We start from the raw sequence: 17,531 nt of genomic DNA, 5'->3' as shown, positions 1-17,531 counted from the left end.
GTTCGGCGGGGATGGCAGCCCTCCCCGCCGAGGACAGTTAGCTATGGGAGCCGCGTGCGAACAATCTCGCTGACGGCCTTGCCGTCGAAGCGTCCGGCGACCATTTCCGTGACAGGCTTCATGACGTAGCCCATGTGCATAAGGGACAACTCCACGCCCTCGGCCTTGAGCGAGGCGATGACCTCGTCAACGATGGACTCAACTTCCCCGACAGTCAGTGGTTCCGGCAGATAGGCCTCGATTACCTCGGCATCCGCGATCTCCGTGGCAGCACGCTCGGACTCTCCGGCCTCCTGGTAAAGCCTGGCGACCTCGTGATACTCGGAAGCTTCCTTCTGCAACATGGTGGTGATCTGGGCGTCGTCCAGGTGGATCGGCGTCTGGCCGGCTTTCTCACGGGTGTCAATCTCGCTGAGGACGTTCCGTGTGGCGTTTAGGGCGATGCGGTTGCCATCCTTCATGTGGCTGACGACGTCTGCGTGCAGCCGCTCTTTCAAGGTGGACATGGTGTGCTCCTCGATTCGATGGTGCCGTGCTGGCCGGTTGCCAGCCCGGCAGGCGGTGACGGCGTCCCGGGCGGGGTCGTCGCATCGTAGGTGCATGGCAGAAGTCAGAGCCATGCTTTGTACGTTAATTATCTGCCCGGTGGCTACGGCTAACAGCCCCGCAATCCAACACAGGCATGCACCCTCTTAGCCGCGAGGAATGGACATATTCGCACTATGTCCACTCTTCGCACCCAACGAGGGGCATGTCCCCCGGTGGACAGGAGCTTAGACCCCCTCGAGCACCTGGCTCGTGGCCCACGCGAGGTACTTGGCCGCGTTGGCTACGGCGTCGTCTGCGTCGGGCAGTCCGTTCTTGCGCTGCGCCGCGTCCCTGGATCTGGCAATGTCGAGGAGCTGCGCCGCGGCAACCACTCCGTGGCCGGCTAGTTCCTCGGGGGTCACCAGGATCCTGCCGGCTACGACAATCACCGGTATGCCTTGCCCGTGGGCCGAATCCGCGAGAGCGATGGGGGCCTTGCCTGTCAGCGACTGTGAGTCCATGGATCCTTCGCCGGTGATCACCAGGTCGGCGCCGCCCAGCTGTTCGGGAAGCCCCGTCAGTCCCGCCACGAGGGCGAACCCGCCTTCCAGCGTCGCCTGGGTGAAGGCCAAGAACGACGCCGGGAATCCGCCGGCCGCCCCGGCGCCCGGAATGTTGACGTCCTGTCCGCCCGCTTCCCGCAGCAGGGATGCCCAGTTGCGGAGGCCGGCGTCGAGCAGTTCCACCGCGTCTTCGTCCGCACCCTTCTGCGGGCCGAACACATAGGCGGCGCCGTCGCTGCCAAAGAGTGGGTTCTGGACGTCGACGGCGATCCGGAACCTCACCGCGGTCAGGCGCGGATCAAGCCCGGAGACGTCGAGGGACACGACGTCGGCGAGCGAGCCACCGCCGAGCGGAACCACATTTCCGACCGCGTCCAGGGGCTTCAGTCCGAGCGCACGCAGGGCCCCGCTGCCGCCGTCGGACATCGCAGATCCGCCCACGCCGAGCACAATCTCGGTGGCTCCGGCGTCGAGGGCCGCCGCGATGAGCTGGCCGCAACCGTAGCTGTGGGCGCGCAAGGCGTTTTCCGGCGTCGGCTCCATATGTGCCAGTCCGGACGCTTGCGCTGTTTCGATCACCGCAGTGGCTCCGCCGAAAGCATTTTGCCGGATGGCCCACGCGGCGCCCACCGGCTTGAGAATGGGGCCTACGACGGCATTGATCCGCTCTTCGTAGCCTGCCGCCACGGCTGCTTCCAATGTTCCTTCGCCACCGTCGGCGATCGGAAACTGCGTCACCACGGCATCCGGATAAACGCGCAATGCCCCTTCGGCCATCGCCGAAGCTGCTTCTGCGGCAGTGAGGGAACCTTTGAACTTGTCCGGAGCAATCAGGATACGCATGCTCCCATCCTGCCAGCGGGGCTAAGCTTTTCGCAGATTCGTACGTGGAGATGTCGAAAACAGCTCACGCCGTTCGTATAGAGGGTGAGACGCAGGCAAGGAGCCAGCGCCACATCCCAAGGAGGAACAGTCATGTCACGCTATCTGCTCAGCATCTACCAGCCCGACGGCCCCGCCCCGGAACCCGAAGCCCTCAACAAGATCATGGCCGATCTTGACGTCCTGAACCAGGAAATGCGCGATGCCGGCGTCTGGGTTTTCACGGGCGGCCTGCACCCGGCCAGCACCTCCACAGTGGTGCGTGTCAACGACGGCGAAGTACTCACCACGGACGGCCCCTTCGCCGAGGCCAAGGAACATGTGGGCGGCCTGTGGGTGATCGAAGCCCCGGACCTGGACGTGGCACTCGGCTGGGGACGCAAAGCCGCCCAAGCCACCACGCTGCCTATCGAGGTCCGGCCGTTCGCGGGCTACCGGGAATAGTTTCCCCATGGTCCATATTTCGGAGATCGGACAAATATTCCGCGAAGAGTATGGACGCTCCGTGGCGGTCCTGGTCCGCGTTTTAGGCAGCATAGATGCCGCCGAAGACGCGGTCCAGGACGCCTTCACCGAAGCTGTGGCCCGTTGGCCCGACGCCGGGCTGCCGCCAAGTCCCGTCGGCTGGATCATCACTACCGCCCGCAACCGCGCCATCGACCGGCTCCGCCGCGAGGCCTCCGGCAGGGAGAAGCTCGCCCAGGCCGCGCTCCTGCGCGGCGATGAACATGGTGATGAACCCGGCGATGAACCCGAAGGAATCGAGGTGGACAGCGTGGTAGATGACCAGCTCCGGCTGATCTTTACGTGCTGCCACCCCGCACTCAACCGGTCAGCCCAAGTAGCGCTGACACTCAAGCTCCTGGGCGGGCTCGGCACCGCCGAAATCGCGCACGCTTTCCTCGTGCCTGAGCCAACCATGGCGCAGCGCCTGGTGCGGGCGAAAGGCAAGATCCGCGACGCCCGTATCCCCTACCGGGTACCGAGCGGGGCCGAGCTGCCTGAGCGCATGAAGTCGGTGCTGGCCGTGGTCTACCTGGTCTTCAACGAGGGCTACGCGGCAAGCTCGGGGCCAGGGCTGGTGCGCGAAGACCTCTGCCAGGAGGCCCTGCGCCTGGGCCGGCTCATCATGGAACTCATGCCTGACGAGCCCGAAGCCAAAGGGCTCCTGGCCCTCATGCTTCTGCTAAATGCCCGCCGCGCGGCACGGACAACTTCCGACGGCGGCCTTGTGCTCCTCGCGCACCAGGACCGCAGCCTCTGGGACGCGGACCAAATTGCGGAAGGGCAGTCGTTCGTGCGGCAATGCCTGAAGAGGAACCAGCCCGGCCCGTACCAATTACAAGCTGCCATCAACGCGGTGCACAGCGATGCCGCACAGCCCGCGAACACGGATTGGCGCCAAATCCTGGCGCTGTACGGGCAACTCCTAGCTATGGAGCCAACCCCGGTGGTCGCCTTGAACCGGGCCGTTGCCCTCGCGGAAGTGGAAGGACCCGCGGCTGGGCTTGCCGCCGTCGACGTCCTTGAGCTGGGCCACTACTATCTTTTCCACGCAGTGCGGGCCGATCTGCTCCGGCGCCTGGGCCGCAACACAGAAGCTGTCGCCGCCTACCGCGCCGCGGAGGAGCACACCGGTAACGACGCCGAGAGAGACTTCCTCGAAGGGCGCGTCCGGGCACTCACCACCACTGGCCCCGGCCTTGCAGCACCGACTTCAGACGATCCGCACGGTCGGTGACCAGGCCGTCCACGCCCATGTCCAGCAGCCTGGCCATCTCGGCGGAATCGTTGACCGTCCAGACGTGAACCTGCAGCCCAAGCCGATGCGCGCGCCGCAGGAAACCGGGCGTCACTACCGTCAGGGGGCCGTAGCGGACGGGTACCTGGAGGGCATCGACGTCGTGCAGAATCTTGCGCAGCCAGCGCTCGGGAAGAAGCGGTCCCAAAAGAGTAAAGGCAGCGTTGCAGACGATTCCCGCTGACGATCCGGTTCGACGGCGGAGCAGCCGCAGGACCGCACGGCGTCTGCGGTCGGAAAAGCTCGCGATCAGCACCCTGTCATGGGCATCGAGTTGTTCAATGACTCCGGCGAGGGGCTTGACGGTATGCCAATCCTTGACGTCGACGTTCAGCCGGGCCCCGGGGAATGCCGTCAGGACGTCTGCCAAGCGGGGAATTGCTTCTCGGCCCCCGATGCGGGCCTTGGCGATCTCGGTGGAGCTGAGGCTGGAGATGGGGCCGTGGGCATCTGTGACACGGTCGAGGGTGTCGTCGTGAAAAAGGAGCACCACGCCGTCGGCAGTGGTGCGGGCATCGGTTTCAAGGTGCGTGAAGCCAAGCTCAAGCGCGGCCCTGAATGCCGCGGCCGAGTTCTCAAGGCGATCCGGCGAAAACCCGCGGTGCGCGAAAGCAAGCGGAGCGGATTGTCCGTCCGGGCGACTGAAGAAGGGCAAATGCGAGCTCACACGGGTAGCGTAACCCGGCCGTGCCGCCCGCGACCCCGTCAGGATTCCTGCCGGACGATCTCCACGCCGTCGCCGCAGTGCACCAGCGTGCGGCCGCGACCGCCGTCGAGGTTTACCCAGACCACGCTATGGTCGCTCGAAACGGCGTCCACCTGGCCGGGGTTCTCAAACCCGGGCGCGAGCTTGACGCTCACGCGGTCTCCGCGGCGCAACTGTTTCCAATGTTCGGCCGGCACTGCGCGGCGAACGGGGGCCTCGGGCCATCCCGTCGTCTTTCTCTTGGCCATCATGTCCCCTTGATCGGCATCGAATACGACAAGAGCCTACGGGGAGTAGTTGAACGGCAGTTGGACTGAAGCTGTGTAATGGGTGAGCGGGCCCAACTGGTCCCCACCGCCACCCTCGCCTCGCAAGCTCGGCCAGGGAACCCTGGCGGCGTGGGCCCCCGCAATTGTTGTCGTTTAGAGGCCTGAAAACGACATTAACTGCTAGTTAGTTGGGCCCGCCCGGCCGGAAAGTGGGGCCTAGATGATAGCTGCGCGGAGTTGCTTCGCGGCAAGGGCGGGGTCGTCTGCACCGTAGATGGAACCGCCGACGACGGCGACATCAGCTCCGGCGCGCTGGACCGCTCCGATGGTGGACAGGTTCACGCCGCCAGCCACGGAGAACGGCACGCGGGCTTCCTCGCCGGCACTCAGGAGCACATCCAGGTTGTAGCCCGGCTTTGCCTGCTCGTCGAGGCCGGCATGGAACTCGATGAACTTGGCACCGAGGGCCCGGGCTTCCTTGGCACGGGTCACTTTGTCAGCCACGCCGATCAGGTCAACCACGATGCCCTTGTTGTGGGCCTTGGCTGCCTTGACTGCACCCGCGATGGTGGAGTCATCTGCGCCGCCAAGCACGGAGACCAGGTCTGCGCCGGCCTTGAAAGCGATGTCGGCTTCGAGTTCACCGGCATCCATGGTCTTGAGGTCGGCGAACACGACCTTGTCCGGGTGGGCATCCTTGATGGCGGTCACGGCGGACAGGCCTTCGCTTTTCACGAGGGGGGTGCCGAGTTCGATGATGTCAACGTATTCGGCGACCTTGCCGGCGATCTCGAGGGCGGCTTCGGTGGTGAGGACGTCGATAGCGACTTGCAGCTTCATGGAGGGATCTCTTTCTGTCGTTTGTTGTGGTGTTGGTGCAGTGGAAATCAGGGGCTATTCGAGGTTGGCGTGGCGAAGCCAGAGTTCCTCGGCCGGGGTTGCGTCGTTGTCCCACAGGGTCTGGAAGACTGCTTCGGAGGCGAGGAAGAGCACCTGCTCGAACAGGCTGCCGGAGTACTGGCGGGACAGTGTGGAACCGTGGTCTGTCTTCTGCGCCGCAGGAATCACGACGACGACGTCGGCCAGTTCCGCGAGCGGGGACGCGGCGTTCGTGGTGTACACGGCGATCCTGGCGCCGGCTTTGGAGGCCGTCTCGGCAGCACGCACGACGCCGGAGGTCTTCCCGGAGCCCGAGGCAAGCAGCAGGAGGTCGCCCGAGCGGATGGCCGGCGTCGTGGTGTCCCCCGCGATGTGCACGTCGAATCCGAGATGCATCAGCCGCATCGCGGCCATCCGCAAGACAAGGCCGCTGCGGCCGGCTCCTGCAACAAAGGTCCGTCCGGTGGTCGAGTTCCCAGCGGTCTGGACTTCCGTGGCCAGGCGGGACAGCTGCCCCAGGTCCACTTCAGCGGCCGTTTCCGCGATCTCGCTGCCCACGAGGGCCAGGCTTAGATCGAGGACCTGGGTTGACTCGCCGTCCGAGGCGGTGTGGAACGTCTCTGCGGTGGTGGTCATGCGTTTCCTCCTACTCAGTGAATGCTCCGTTTGAATCAATCGTTCAGGATTGAACGGATAGGTGTAACGCTGTACATGGGCAGTCTTAGCTACCCGTTTGGGTAGTATGCCCAAGACGTGAGGCGCTACAGTGGCGGGATGACTCCCAGCACGTGGACCCTCCTCGAAGCAATTGCCGCACTCGCGAACGCGCCGTTGATGAGCATCGCCGAGCGGCTTCGTGAAGCAGCACTGCCCTACGTTGGTAGCAGCGCGCTGATCATTTTCACCGAAGACTGCACTGGCCGGCCACAGAAGAAGGCCGGAGCGGAAGGCATCATCAGCCGCGTCTCCATACCCGAACTGGACCAGCTGCGTTCCCACGTTGCGGAACGCGAGGAATGGCAAGGAGAAGCAACCATCGCCGGAGGCCAGCTTCCCGTTCTTGCCTTGACGTCCGAGACCAATGCGCTGCTCACCCTCACTGAACCCGTCCTGCCCGAAGGGCCAGTGGAGCGTGAGTCAGCGCTGCGGATGCTCGACTACCTCTGGCAATTGACGGCGCGGCGCATCCAGGAGAAGGTGGCGGACGCGCCGCCGTCGTACCTCTTGGAATCCCGGGCGGCGTCCGCCGAGCGGCTCCGCGTCACTGCCGAACTCGTGGACAGGCATTCCACCACACTTGAGACGATGTTGGCGGCCCTACGATCAAGCTCCCTCGACGACGCCGCGGCCCGCAAGGCAGTCACGGACCTCGCCGCGACCTCGCTCGTCAATCTGCGGACCTTGAGCGACCGCACATCGGATCTCGTGGAAGAGCCTGTAGCCACCGCGTTTGAAAGGCTGCGGGAGGACCTGCGGCCACTCATGCATTTCAGCGGGCTCGACGTCCAGTTCATCGAACCGCCGGTCAACGGCCGCGCCTTGCCCGGCGAAGTCGCGCACGCTGCCAGGGCGATCGTGCGGGGTCTGGTACTGGCCATCGTGGAGCAGCCCGCGGTAAGGCGTGTCCGGGTTCAGTGGGACTGCGACGGCGTGAATCTGCTCATCAATGTGCGCGACGACGGCCTGGGTGAACTGACTGCGGATTCGCCCAACATTGCCCGGCTCAACAGCAGGGTCGCAGCACTCGACGGCCGCATGAACATCGAAGTCATGGCCGGCTGGGGAGCGGACGTGCAGGTGGTCCTGCCGCTGGACCCGCCATCAGCCCCCGTCGGCGATATCGGTGGATGGGGCCTGGCCGAGCGCGAAATGGAAGTTCTTCAACTGCTGGCGGCCGGACAGCGCAACCGAGCCATCTCCGCCAAGCTGCACATCAGCGAAAACACCGTTAAATTCCATGTCAGGAATATCTTCAGGAAACTCGGCGTCAGTTCACGAACGGAGGCCATCGCCTTGGCGCACAGCCACGGGCTGCGGGCGCCGCTAGACCCAACTGACTGGCATTTGTTGTCGCTAAAACGCGTCTAAACGACAACAAATGCGAGCTACTTGGGGGAGACCCGCAGGGAAGCGAGCTTTGCCTCGAGGATCTGGGCCACGCCGTCGTCGTCGAAATGGGGGGCTTGCTGGCCGGCTGCGCTGATTGCCTCCGGATGGCCGCTGGCCATCGCGTAACCGTCGCCGGCCCAGCGCAGCATCTCGACGTCGTTGGGCATGTCGCCGAAAGCCACTACCTCAGCGGCCCCGATGCCCCGGGACGCCGCATATTCGGCGAGTGTGACGGCTTTGTTGATACCGGGCGCCGACATTTCCAGGAGCGCGGTCCGCGGCGCCGAGTGGGTGGTTTCCACGAGGTGCGCGACGGCGGGCTGCACCTTTGCAAGGAAATCATCCGGAGTGCCGCTGCGCGTCACGGCAAGGAACTTAACGACGGCGTCGTCCGCGGTCAGCGTTTCGTCCAGCCAAGCAGGGGTGAACTCGGCCAGGAGCTCGCTGGTTTCGTTCTCGATGAACCCGGGCTCGAGATGGAATCCGGTAAGGGTTTCGGTCGCGAACAAGGCGTCGGGCCGGAGCTGCTTGATGATCCGGCGGGCCTCCAGCACGGACTCGATACTCAAAGCATTGGCCGAAATCAGCTTGTCAGCTTCAAGATCCCACACGACTGCCCCATTTGAACAAATCACGATGCCGCTGTGCCCGATCTGCTCGCGAAGGGGGTAGAGCCAGCGCGGCGGCCGCCCTGTCACGAACACCACCTCGATGCCCGCGTCACGGCAGGCATGGAAAGCGCGGATGGTGCGGCTGCTGATCTTGCCGTCATGTCCAAGGATGGTGCCGTCAATGTCACTTGCTACGAGCCGCATTATGTCAGTCTACGTGGGGCGGCGGCCGTCGGATCCGCGCCCAAAGCTAGTGCCGCTCGAAGTGGCCCGTGATGACGGCCCGGCCCAGCGTGTGTGCTGCGAGCCTGCGGACGAGGGCTTCCGTGGAGGCACCGGCGTCGAGCCCCAGTTCTTCGACGTCGACTGCGTGCACGGCCACGATGTACCGGTGCGGGCCATGCCCGGGCGGAGGCGCGGCACCCAGGTAGCCGGGGAACCCGCCGTCGTTCTTTAGCTGAAACGCGCCCGCGGGCAAGTGCGAGCCGCCCTGAACGCCGGCGCCGGCCGGCAAGGAGTTCGTACCGGCGGGTATGTCGACCACGGCCCAGTGCCAGTAGCCGCCGGCCCTGGGGGCATCGGGGTCGAAGACGGTGACGACATAACCCTTGGTTCCCGCCGGGGCTCCATTCCAGCTCAGTTCCGGGGATTCGTCCTTGCCGCCCGCCACGCCGAAGCGCTTGCTGGTCTGCGCGCTGCTGAGCACGTCGCCATCTTTGAGCGACTTGCTGGTGACAACGAAGGATGGGACCTGTGGAAGGTCGGCGTAGCTCATGACTGCCTTCCGCCTGCCCCCGACTCCGGGACGCCCACAGCGTTGAGTTCCGCGCGCGTCGGCGGATTCGCGCCCGGCCGGGAGACCGTGATAGCCGCGGCGCGCGCCGCATGGTTGAGGAGCCCTTCGAGCACTTCGACGGGCATGGCGTGCAGCTCTTCCCGGTTTTGGGCCCCTGCCAGTCCGCAGTCAACGATCCCCGAGAGCAGCGCCGCCATGAAGGAATCGCCCGCACCCACCGTATCCGCCACCTCTACCTTCGGGGCGTCCACCTGGGCCTCGCCCGCGGCCGTGACGCCCCAGGGGCCGCCCGCACCTCTCGTGACGACCACGACGGCGGGTCCCCCACTGCCGCCCAGGGCCAGCCAGCGCCGGGCCGATTCCAATACGTCGACGCCGGGGTAGAGCCACTCAAGGTCCTCGTCGGATGCCTTGACCACGTCGGCAAGCGCCACGAAACGCTCCACTTGGGCGCGCGCATAGTCGCGATCCTTGATGATGCTGGGCCGGCAGTTGGGATCGAAGCTAACGGTCGCATTCGGATGGGCATGCTCGACGGCGGCAAGGACATCCGCTGCGCCCGGCTCCAGCATGGTGGCAATCGAGCCCGTGTGCAGGAGCGATGTCCCCTGAAGCATGAAGGGGAGGCGCGCTGCGAGGCCGGGAAGCTCCCAGGCGAGGTCGAAGGTGTAGCTGGCAGCACCGTCGTCGTCAATCAGGGCGGTGGCCACACTGGTGGGACTCTCGTCCGGCGGCAGCGGAACCATGACGGAACTGGAGCGCAGATGCGCCGCTATCGAATCCCCGTAGGCGTCCGTGCCGAAGCGGCCAATGAACTGGACTGCATGGTCCAGCCTGGCCAGACCCACGGCAACGTTGAGCGGACTTCCGCCCACGTGGGCGTCGATTCCCGAAGAACGCTCGACGACATCAACCAGCGCTTCACCTATGACTGTCAGCATGGGACAACTCTGCCACGCGGATGTGGTGTGCGTCTCACGATGACAGCCGGTGACTTTGTCAGCAATCCGGTCATACCAGCAGCCGCTGCACCAACTCCCGGCACTTCTTGTACGCAATGGCCCTGGGGTCGATCAGGTCGAAATGGTCGCCGGGCACCTTGAGGAACTGGGCCGCTCCCCCGGAAGCGGTGGCTGCGGCAACATAAGCCTCGGACTGGCTGCACGGGACATCCTCGTCCGATGCAGCGTGGACTGCGAAGACGGGAACGGCGATAGGCAGCGACCTCATGGGGTCCGCATAGATATGCCGTTTGGGGAATCTCACCGAGTCGCCACCCATGAGGTTGTCAACGGCGCCGTTGCTAAGGTTGAGCCGCTCGGCGTCCGCCAGGTTCAGCAGTCCGGATTGGCTCACGACGCCGGTCAACCGCACTGCCGCGCCGTTCTCATGCCGATGGAGCTGACGGTCGGCGTCGGGGGCACCGATCTTGGAGAGCTTTTCCCGCCCCGCTGCCCAGACCGCGAGATGGCCGCCTGCGGAGTGTCCCAGCGCCACCACTTTGTTCAGATTGAGTTCATGCTTGCCGGCAATCTCGCCCAGATGGTCGATCCCGTCGAGGACATCTTCGAACGTATGCGGCCAGCCGCCACCGTTCCCTGCCCTCCGGTATTCAAGGTTCCAGGCAGCTATTCCGTGCGCAGCGAGGTCCCTGGCAATCGGCTCACCGAGTTCCGCGCCGTACTGGGAACGCCAATACCCCCCGTGGATCACCACCACCACGCCGTCTGGTCGAGTGCGGTGTGGCTGCAGCGAATCTGGTACGAACAGCTCGCCCCATTGGCTGGAGTGCTGGCCGTAGTAGTACTTGTGCCGCTTCATCGTGTCCTCCTTTGTGCCGAGCCTATCGCGGAGGAGCGCCGCGGAGGGGGAGCAATGGTTTGAGGATCAACGCGGAGCCTTCCTGAAGCCACTGCCCGAGCGTACCCTCAGGGGTGAAGCGTGACCCTCGCTTCACCCCCGTGTTTTTGCGGGAACGCTTCTTTATCCGGAGGTGATTTCAATGATCCGTCGTATCTCCGCGTCGGTTCTTGTGGCATTGATTTTGAGCGTGCTGGCTGTGGCTTCGCCGGCTTCGGCGGCAAACCCGCCTGGAACTGGAAAGCCTAATCAGTCCTGTCAATCCCTCGAACCGAACACCCCGGGCAACGCCGCCAACAGCCCAGGATCGCCTTTCAATGAACCAGGCATCAACAGCATCAACGGCGGCGTGGGGGGACAGAACTACTCCCCCACCTCCCAATACGATGTTGCCTGCTTCCAGGTGTCGCACCGGTAACGCCAGCGGCCCCGGCTCCCCTTCACTGTCGGCCCTCCACCGTAAGCTGGAGGCATGGCTAGCAATTGGGACAGCTTGGATCCTCAGCTGCGCGAATCAGTACAGGCGAACGTGGAGCTTTACGAGCGCGTCCGTCCTGCCCTGAAACTCGTCACCCGCGATGTCCTGTTGACCCTGCGGGACATGCTCAAGAACAGCGAGTCCGTGCCCCTCTTCGTCACGGGACGCACCAAGACGGTCGAATCTTTCCGGGAAAAGATTTCCCGCACCGAGGTGCCCTTGGAGGGGGGTCCGCGGGTCCTGAAGTTCCCGGATCCGTTCCGGACCCTTAACGACATGGTGGGGCTGCGTGTCATCACCAAGCTTCCCGCCGAGAACGCCGCGGTGGCCAACCTGATCAAGCGCCAGCGCCAGCTTTTCGATTGCCGCGGCGACCTTGAGAAGGACATCGGCTCCATCGAGTCCGGCACCTACGGATACTCGAGCCGCCACCTTATCCTCCGCACCATCCAGAACGAGTCCGTGAAGGCGTACCAACGGGTCTTCAATCCGGACATTCCGCCGAATGGCAGCTACTTCTTCGAATGCCAGATCCGGACGGTTTTTGCGCACGCCTGGAGCGAGATCGAACACGACATCCGCTTCAAGGCCGAGGATCCGCGCGCCTGGACGCCGCATTTCGACCGCCAGTTCACTGCCACGGCGGCAATGCTGGAAACCGTGGAGAGCGCCTTCGCCGACCTCCACGAACGCTACGAGGAAGTTCGCGGCTACTGGGATCTCGATGGTGAAGGTTCCATGCCCCTCACCCCCAATCGTGTGCGTGACGTGTGGCGGACGCTGCTTCCGCACGTTGACCGTAAAGTTGATGACGACTGGGGTTGGGCTGCCGAGCTTCTTGCGGCCCACGGACTGAACAAGACCGTGGAACTCGCCGGGCTCCTCAGCGCCAACCGGATCACCGAGGTCCGCAAAGCCCTGGACCACCGTTACTCCCCTGGACCGGACCGCCTCCTGGATGACCTCCTGCTGTGGCAGTACGGCACTGAACACATCGACCTCACTGCTGAGGCGCCCGACGTCGTCCCCCACCCCCGGCGGGACAGCCTCCAGCGGCGTCTCAAGCAGATTGAGCGGTACCGCCTGACCAATAGCTAAGGACCCATGACACCCGAGCAGCTCCAGTCCCTCCGTTTCACCCTGCGCTCACCCCGCAGGCTCAAGACGGAAGCATTGGCCGGCTTAGTGGTGGCACTTGCGCTCATTCCGGAGGCCATCGCGTTCTCCGTGATCGCCGGCGTCGATCCTCGGATCGGGCTCTTCGCGTCTTTCACCATGGGAGTCACTACGGCGATCGTGGGTGGTCGGCCCGCCATGATTTCCGCGGCCACCGGCGCCGTCGCGCTCGTGATTGCCCCGGTCATGAAGGATCACGGGCTCAACTACTTGATTGCCACGGTCATCCTGGCCGGGGTCTTCCAAATCGTCCTGGCGGTCCTCGGTGTCACGCGGCTCATGCGCTTCATTCCGCGTTCGGTGATGATCGGATTCGTGAACGCCTTGGCCATTCTGGTGTTCATGGCCCAGTTGCCCGAGCTGATCGGCGTTCCCTGGATGGTCTACCCGATTGTGGCCGTCGGGTTGCTGGTCGTCTTCGGTTTGCCCAGAATCACGGCGGCGGTGCCCGCGCCATTGGTTGCGGTAGTCGCCCTCACCATCGTCACGGCACTGGCCGGCATCCGCGTCCCCACTGTGCATGACAAGGGCGAACTCCCCAACAGCCTTCCCGGTTTCTTCCTGCCCAACGTGCCTTTGACCTGGGAGACCTTCCAAACGATTGCCCCGTTCGCTTTGTCGATGGCGCTCGTGGGCCTGCTGGAGTCCCTCATGACGGCCAAGCTCGTGGACGACATTACGGACACGCGATCCAACAAGACCCGGGTTTCCTGGGGCCAGGGCGTTGCCAACATCGTCACTGGTTTCCTGGGTGGCCTGGGTGGCTGCGCCGTGATTGGCCAAACCATGATCAACGTCAAGGGTTCTGGTGCCCGCAGCCGGCTGTCGACGTTCCTGGCCGGGGCTTTCCTGCTGATGCTCGTGGTGGTGCTCGGGGACGTGGTCGGCATGATCCCGATGGCCGCTCTGGTGGCTGTGATGATCTTCGTTTCCCTCATCACCTTTGACTGGCATTCGATCCGGCCCTCGACGCTCAGGCGACTCCCGAAGTCCGAGACGGGCGTCATGCTCGTGACGGTGATTGTGGTGGTGGCGACGCACAATCTTGCCATCGGGGTAGGAGCCGGCGTCCTCACGGCCATGGTGTTGTTTGCCCGCCGAGTGGCCCATTTCGCCACGGTGGAGCGGAGCGAACTCGAGCTCAACGGCCGGACGGTGGCGAGCTACACGGTGGACGGCGAGTTGTTCTTCGCTTCCTCCAACGACCTCTACACGCAGTTCGACTATGCAAAGGATTCCTCGTCGGGAATCGACCACGTTGTCATCGACCTTCATGCTTCGCACATCTGGGATGCTTCCACCGTTGCCGTACTTGATTCCGTTACCGAGAAATACCGCAGGCACGGCCGGGAGGTGGAGTTGATAGGCCTCAACGCGGCGAGCGTACGGATGCGCAAGCGGCTCGCGGGCAAGCTCAACGCTGGCTAACGTCGCCGCGCCCAACTGACTCGCCCCCCAACTGACTCGCATTAGTTGTCGTTATGAGCCGCCAAAACGACAACAAATGCGAGTCAGTTGGGTCGGGAAAGCTACGGAGTCTTGAACTCCCAAGGCGCGGCCTTGGTGGTTCCCGCGCCAATGGTGCGGCCTGCAAGCCGGTCCAGAAGCAGGGTGATGGCCCCTTCGAGGGCCTCCGGTTCCGGGGTCCCGCCCGCGGATCCAGGTGCCAGGACATCGAAGCCGGCAGGCTGCATCGTGTCCGAAATGATGACTTGGGCTACTCCGCGCCGGGCCAACTCGCCCACCGTGAGGTCAAGAAGGGTGCCGGGCGGAAGAGCCCCGATAATGGCGCCGTCGGCACCGCCGGAGAGCATGAACCGCCGCCACCCTTCGCCGATGAGGATCACGGGCTGGTAGCCGTGCTGGGGCAAAATGCGTGCGGCGGCCGTTGCCAAGGCCCGGTCCCACGGCCATTCCAGGTCGCCAATGGCAATCGCCACGAGGTCGGTCCTGCCGCGCCGCATTCCGCGGGCCGCCTGATTGGGTACGTAACCAAGTTCCTTGGCCGCGGCCTGGACACGCTCTTGTGTTGCTTCGCTGATGCGGGTGGTGCCGCCAAGGCGCCCGGACAAGACATAGGACACGGTGGTGAGGGAAACGCCGGCGCTCTTGGCGACGTCCCGGATGGTCGGCTTCGCTCCAAGTCCCATGGCCTAGCGCTTTCCTTTCTTGCGGGAGCCCTTGCCCCGGCCTTTGTCGGGGTTCGGCGCGTAGCGCTGAGCCACCGCCGGCTTCTTCCCGCCGGTGCCGCGCCGGTCCGGCTTGGGTGCCTTCTTCGGCTTCTCTTGCTGCGCCGAAGGCTGCCGCGAGCTCTGCGCGGTCCGGCCACGGACAATGCCAATGAATTCCTCGATGACCTCGCTGGTGGAGTCGCTTGGCCAGGCAAGGGCGATCTGCGTACCTTCGGCCCCTGTCAGGCGCCGCGCCACCGTGTCCTTGACGTTGAAATGCCGGGCCACGGACATCGGCAGGATCACGAGACCGGCACCCGAGGCCACCACCTGCATGGCCATCTCCGGCCCGCCCATCCCGGCCACATCCAGGAAGTTCTCCTCCGCGAGATCCTCCAGTGCCACCTCTTCGAACACCGAAATTTCGTGACCCTTCGGGGCCACCACCACAGGCTGCTCTTCGTAGAGCGGAATGACGTGGAGTCCATCGCGATCCACCGGCAAGCGCACAAAGCTGAGATCCGCGGAACCATCGCGCAGAACCTCCAACTGCGCACCGTCGTCGGACATGAACGAGTGCAGCGGAACACCGGGCATGCGCTCTTCCCAGCGCCGGATCCATTTCCCGGGCGTCACGCCGGCGACGTAGGCGAAAGTGAGCCCCCGGGGATCGCCGGCTTCAGTATCGGAGGCGTCGGGGGCGCCGACGGCGGGCAGGGATTCTTGATCGGAAGGCACCAGTTCACAGTACCGCGCGGGCGGTAGCCGACGCAGCGCCTGCCCAGGCTACGCCGCGTACACCTGGACCGCAGTGGCTTTGACCACAAAGTAGACGCGGGAGCCGGGTTCCAGTCCCAGCTCGGCGGACGCGCTGGGCGTGATGTCCGCTGCCAAATCGCCGGCCCGGACCCTGATGTGGTCCCCATGCGGTTCAAGATCCGTGATTGCAACCGGGAAAGAGTTGCGCGGGCTGCCGTGGGCGGCATCCAGGAAAATGGAAACGGCCGACGGCGGGAAGGCGGCGACGCCGGGCTGGCCGGGTTCCGCTTCGTCATCGAGATGTCCCGCGACAAGCAGGCCGGGAAGCTCGGCGGTAGCGATCGTCCTGAGTCCGTCCTCCGTGACGGTGCCCGCCATGAGGTTCACCCCGGCCAGGCCTGCGGCGAACTGGCTTCGTGGACGCCGGAAGACCTCACGGGTGGCGCCTTCCTCCACAATCCTGCCCTTTTCCATGACGATCACGCGGTCCGCGAGCATGAGCGCATCCAGGACGTCATGGGTAATGATCAGGGCGCGACGTCCGGACAGGACGCGTTTGAGGAGCCGGCGCAAGTGCGGAGCGGCGTGGATGTCCAGCGCGGACATCGGCTCGTCAAGGAGCAGCAACTCGGGACTGGCCGCCAGCGCGCGGGCTACCGCGACGCGCTGGGATTGCCCCCCGGACAACTGCCCGGGCTTCCGGCCGGCGAACTCGGTGGCGTCGACTTCGGCGAGCCAGCGCCGCGCAGTTTCGCGTGATTCCGCCCGGGAAGCGCCTGCGCTGCGCGGGCCGAAGGCCACGTTGTCCAGGACGCTCAGGTGTGGGAACAGCAACGGTTCCTGGGCCAACAGTGCAGTGCCACGAAGGTGCGGAGGAGTCCATACCCGGCTGCCGCCGTCGAGGTTGAACAGGACCTGCTCGCCCAAGCGGGCAGAGCCGGCATCGGGCCGCACGAGTCCCGCCGCGACGGATAGCAGCGTCGATTTCCCGGCCCCGTTGGGTCCGAGGATTGCCACGGTTTCCGCCTGTCCGACGCTCAATGACACGTCCAGGTTGCGTGCCCGGACCGTGGCGTCGATGTGGAAGCTCATGCGGCTGCCTCCGCGGGAATGTCCGCGCGGTGCGGACGCCGGTAGGACAGCCCGACGACGATCACTGCCACCGCGACGAGAACCAGCGAAAGGGCGACGGCGGCGTCCGCGTCGGTCTCGCGCTGCAGGTAGATTTCCAGCGGCAGGGTCCTCGTGACACCTTGCAGGCTCCCTGCGAAAGTCAGCGTGGCCCCGAACTCGCCCAGGCTGCGGGCAAAGGACAGCACCGCCCCGGACGCGAGCCCGGGGAGGACCATAGGTACGGTCACGCGCCGCAGGATGGTGGTGGGGCGGGCGCCGAGCGTCGCGGCAACAGCTTCGTAGCGGTTGCCGGCCGTCCGCAAGGCGCCTTCAAGGCTGACGACCAGGAACGGCAAGGCGACGAACGTCTGGGCCAGGACCACCGCCGTCGTCGAAAAGGCGATCTGGATGCCCGCGAGCTCAAGGCTCTTCCCCAGGAGACCCTGCCGCCCGAACGTGTAGAGCAGCGCAATGCCGCCCACCACCGGCGGCAACACCAAGGGCAGGAGGACGAAGGCACGGAGGAGCCGCTGCCCTTGGAAGGGCCGGCGGGCAAGGACAAGGGCCAAGGGGATGCCCAGGACGACGCAGAGCGCGGTGCTCGCGGCGGAGGTACGGAGGCTCAGCCCCAGCGCCGTCAGCGAGGAATCGGAGGTCACCAGCGGGATGAACTGTGCCCAATTGACCTTCGCGACCATCGCAGCCAGCGGCAACAGGACGAACAACCCGCCCACTACCGCAAGGCCATAGACCCACCGTGGAATCCCGCTGAAGTCCATCAACGCCTACGGTACGCCGAGGCTTGCGTCTCCGGGACTTTCCGGTCGGCC

Annotated in this window: 19 protein-coding genes; 5 read left to right on the top strand and 14 right to left on the bottom strand. The window is 65.0% G+C overall.

Going from position 1 to position 17,531, the window contains the following annotated elements:
- Positions 1-41: 41 nt before the first annotated feature.
- Together AB4Z38_RS14680 and AB4Z38_RS14675 are read right to left on the bottom strand one after the other, a co-directional pair.
- Entirely contained in the window at positions 42-506 is a 465-nt protein-coding gene (locus AB4Z38_RS14680) for a GatB/YqeY domain-containing protein (protein ID WP_441430387.1), read from the bottom strand.
- Positions 507-773: 267 nt separating this feature from the next.
- Complete coding sequence (locus AB4Z38_RS14675) at positions 774-1,934, bottom strand: glycerate kinase (protein ID WP_441430386.1); 1,161 nt, start codon at positions 1,932-1,934, stop codon at positions 774-776.
- A gap of 132 nt (positions 1,935-2,066) precedes the next feature.
- Between AB4Z38_RS14675 and AB4Z38_RS14670 the strand changes: the two genes are divergently transcribed.
- Positions 2,067-2,417 carry a YciI family protein gene (locus AB4Z38_RS14670; protein WP_441430385.1) on the top strand — a complete coding sequence of 117 codons (351 nt, stop codon included), beginning with the start codon at positions 2,067-2,069 and terminating at the stop codon, positions 2,415-2,417.
- A 7-nt stretch (positions 2,418-2,424) separates the two neighbouring features.
- Positions 2,425-3,714 carry an RNA polymerase sigma factor gene (locus AB4Z38_RS14665; protein WP_441430384.1) on the top strand — a complete coding sequence of 430 codons (1,290 nt, stop codon included), beginning with the start codon at positions 2,425-2,427 and terminating at the stop codon, positions 3,712-3,714.
- On the opposite strand, the gene AB4Z38_RS14660 is transcribed toward AB4Z38_RS14665, so the two are convergent.
- From AB4Z38_RS14660 to hxlB, 4 genes are all read right to left on the bottom strand, one after another.
- Positions 3,656-4,441 (bottom strand): glycerophosphodiester phosphodiesterase family protein, encoded by a 786-nt coding sequence (locus AB4Z38_RS14660; protein ID WP_441430383.1) that lies wholly within the window; start codon positions 4,439-4,441, stop codon positions 3,656-3,658. The two genes, AB4Z38_RS14665 and AB4Z38_RS14660, sit on opposite strands and share 59 nt — an antisense overlap.
- A 38-nt stretch (positions 4,442-4,479) precedes the next feature.
- On the bottom strand, positions 4,480-4,728 hold the full coding sequence (locus AB4Z38_RS14655; protein WP_284990232.1) for a hypothetical protein: 249 nt from the start codon (positions 4,726-4,728) through the stop codon (positions 4,480-4,482).
- 237 nt (positions 4,729-4,965) lie between these two features.
- A complete protein-coding gene (gene hxlA, locus AB4Z38_RS14650) occupies positions 4,966-5,589 on the bottom strand; it encodes a 3-hexulose-6-phosphate synthase (protein ID WP_059388908.1) in 624 nt (207 codons plus the stop codon).
- A gap of 54 nt (positions 5,590-5,643) precedes the next feature.
- The gene (gene hxlB, locus AB4Z38_RS14645; protein ID WP_441430382.1) at positions 5,644-6,264 is read right to left on the bottom strand and encodes a 6-phospho-3-hexuloisomerase; all 621 of its coding nucleotides are present in this window, start codon (positions 6,262-6,264) and stop codon (positions 5,644-5,646) included.
- Between the two features lie 138 nt (positions 6,265-6,402).
- Here hxlB and AB4Z38_RS14640 point away from each other — a divergent pair, with 138 nt between their 5' ends.
- Positions 6,403-7,716 (top strand): LuxR C-terminal-related transcriptional regulator, encoded by a 1,314-nt coding sequence (locus AB4Z38_RS14640; RefSeq protein WP_441430381.1) that lies wholly within the window; start codon positions 6,403-6,405, stop codon positions 7,714-7,716.
- Positions 7,717-7,733: 17 nt separating this feature from the next.
- On the opposite strand, the gene AB4Z38_RS14635 is transcribed toward AB4Z38_RS14640, so the two are convergent.
- From AB4Z38_RS14635 to AB4Z38_RS14620, 4 genes are all read right to left on the bottom strand, one after another.
- Positions 7,734-8,552 carry an HAD family hydrolase gene (locus AB4Z38_RS14635; RefSeq protein WP_441430380.1) on the bottom strand — a complete coding sequence of 273 codons (819 nt, stop codon included), beginning with the start codon at positions 8,550-8,552 and terminating at the stop codon, positions 7,734-7,736.
- A 46-nt stretch (positions 8,553-8,598) separates the two neighbouring features.
- Positions 8,599-9,123, bottom strand: a complete 525-nt coding sequence (locus AB4Z38_RS14630) for a YbhB/YbcL family Raf kinase inhibitor-like protein (protein WP_441430379.1) — start codon at positions 9,121-9,123, stop codon at positions 8,599-8,601.
- On the bottom strand, positions 9,120-10,085 hold the full coding sequence (locus tag AB4Z38_RS14625) for a carbohydrate kinase family protein (RefSeq protein WP_441430378.1): 966 nt from the start codon (positions 10,083-10,085) through the stop codon (positions 9,120-9,122). Before AB4Z38_RS14625 ends, AB4Z38_RS14630 begins: the two co-directional genes overlap by 4 nt.
- Before the next feature lie 70 nt (positions 10,086-10,155).
- Positions 10,156-10,965: an alpha/beta hydrolase gene (locus AB4Z38_RS14620; RefSeq protein ID WP_441430377.1), complete on the bottom strand. Its 810-nt coding sequence runs from the start codon at positions 10,963-10,965 to the stop codon at positions 10,156-10,158.
- 511 nt (positions 10,966-11,476) lie between these two features.
- On the opposite strand from AB4Z38_RS14620, the gene AB4Z38_RS14615 reads away from it, so the two are divergent.
- The gene (locus tag AB4Z38_RS14615) at positions 11,477-12,580 is read left to right on the top strand and encodes a GTP pyrophosphokinase (protein ID WP_441430376.1); all 1,104 of its coding nucleotides are present in this window, start codon (positions 11,477-11,479) and stop codon (positions 12,578-12,580) included.
- A 6-nt stretch (positions 12,581-12,586) separates the two neighbouring features.
- Positions 12,587-14,086: a SulP family inorganic anion transporter gene (locus AB4Z38_RS14610; protein WP_441430375.1), complete on the top strand. Its 1,500-nt coding sequence runs from the start codon at positions 12,587-12,589 to the stop codon at positions 14,084-14,086.
- A 101-nt stretch (positions 14,087-14,187) separates the two neighbouring features.
- Here the strand turns inward: AB4Z38_RS14610 and AB4Z38_RS14605 are convergent, their stop codons facing one another.
- The 4 genes from AB4Z38_RS14605 to AB4Z38_RS14590 all read right to left on the bottom strand — a co-directional run bounded on the left by AB4Z38_RS14605 (position 14,188) and on the right by AB4Z38_RS14590 (position 17,480).
- Positions 14,188-14,808, bottom strand: a complete 621-nt coding sequence (locus AB4Z38_RS14605; protein ID WP_441430374.1) for a LacI family DNA-binding transcriptional regulator — start codon at positions 14,806-14,808, stop codon at positions 14,188-14,190.
- Positions 14,809-14,811: 3 nt separating this feature from the next.
- Positions 14,812-15,546 (bottom strand): LysR family transcriptional regulator substrate-binding protein, encoded by a 735-nt coding sequence (locus tag AB4Z38_RS14600; RefSeq protein WP_441430404.1) that lies wholly within the window; start codon positions 15,544-15,546, stop codon positions 14,812-14,814.
- A gap of 69 nt (positions 15,547-15,615) precedes the next feature.
- Positions 15,616-16,680 carry a sulfate/molybdate ABC transporter ATP-binding protein gene (locus AB4Z38_RS14595; RefSeq protein WP_441430373.1) on the bottom strand — a complete coding sequence of 355 codons (1,065 nt, stop codon included), beginning with the start codon at positions 16,678-16,680 and terminating at the stop codon, positions 15,616-15,618.
- A complete protein-coding gene (locus AB4Z38_RS14590; protein WP_441430372.1) occupies positions 16,677-17,480 on the bottom strand; it encodes an ABC transporter permease in 804 nt (267 codons plus the stop codon). The genes AB4Z38_RS14595 and AB4Z38_RS14590 overlap by 4 nt, the downstream gene beginning before the upstream one ends.
- Positions 17,481-17,531 lie beyond the last annotated feature (51 nt).

The sequence above is a fragment of the Arthrobacter sp. 2RAF6 genome (assembly GCF_052115205.1).
In the GTDB taxonomy this organism is placed as follows: Bacteria; Actinomycetota; Actinomycetes; order Actinomycetales; family Micrococcaceae; genus Arthrobacter.
This window is presented reverse-complemented; position numbering and strand designations above follow the sequence as displayed.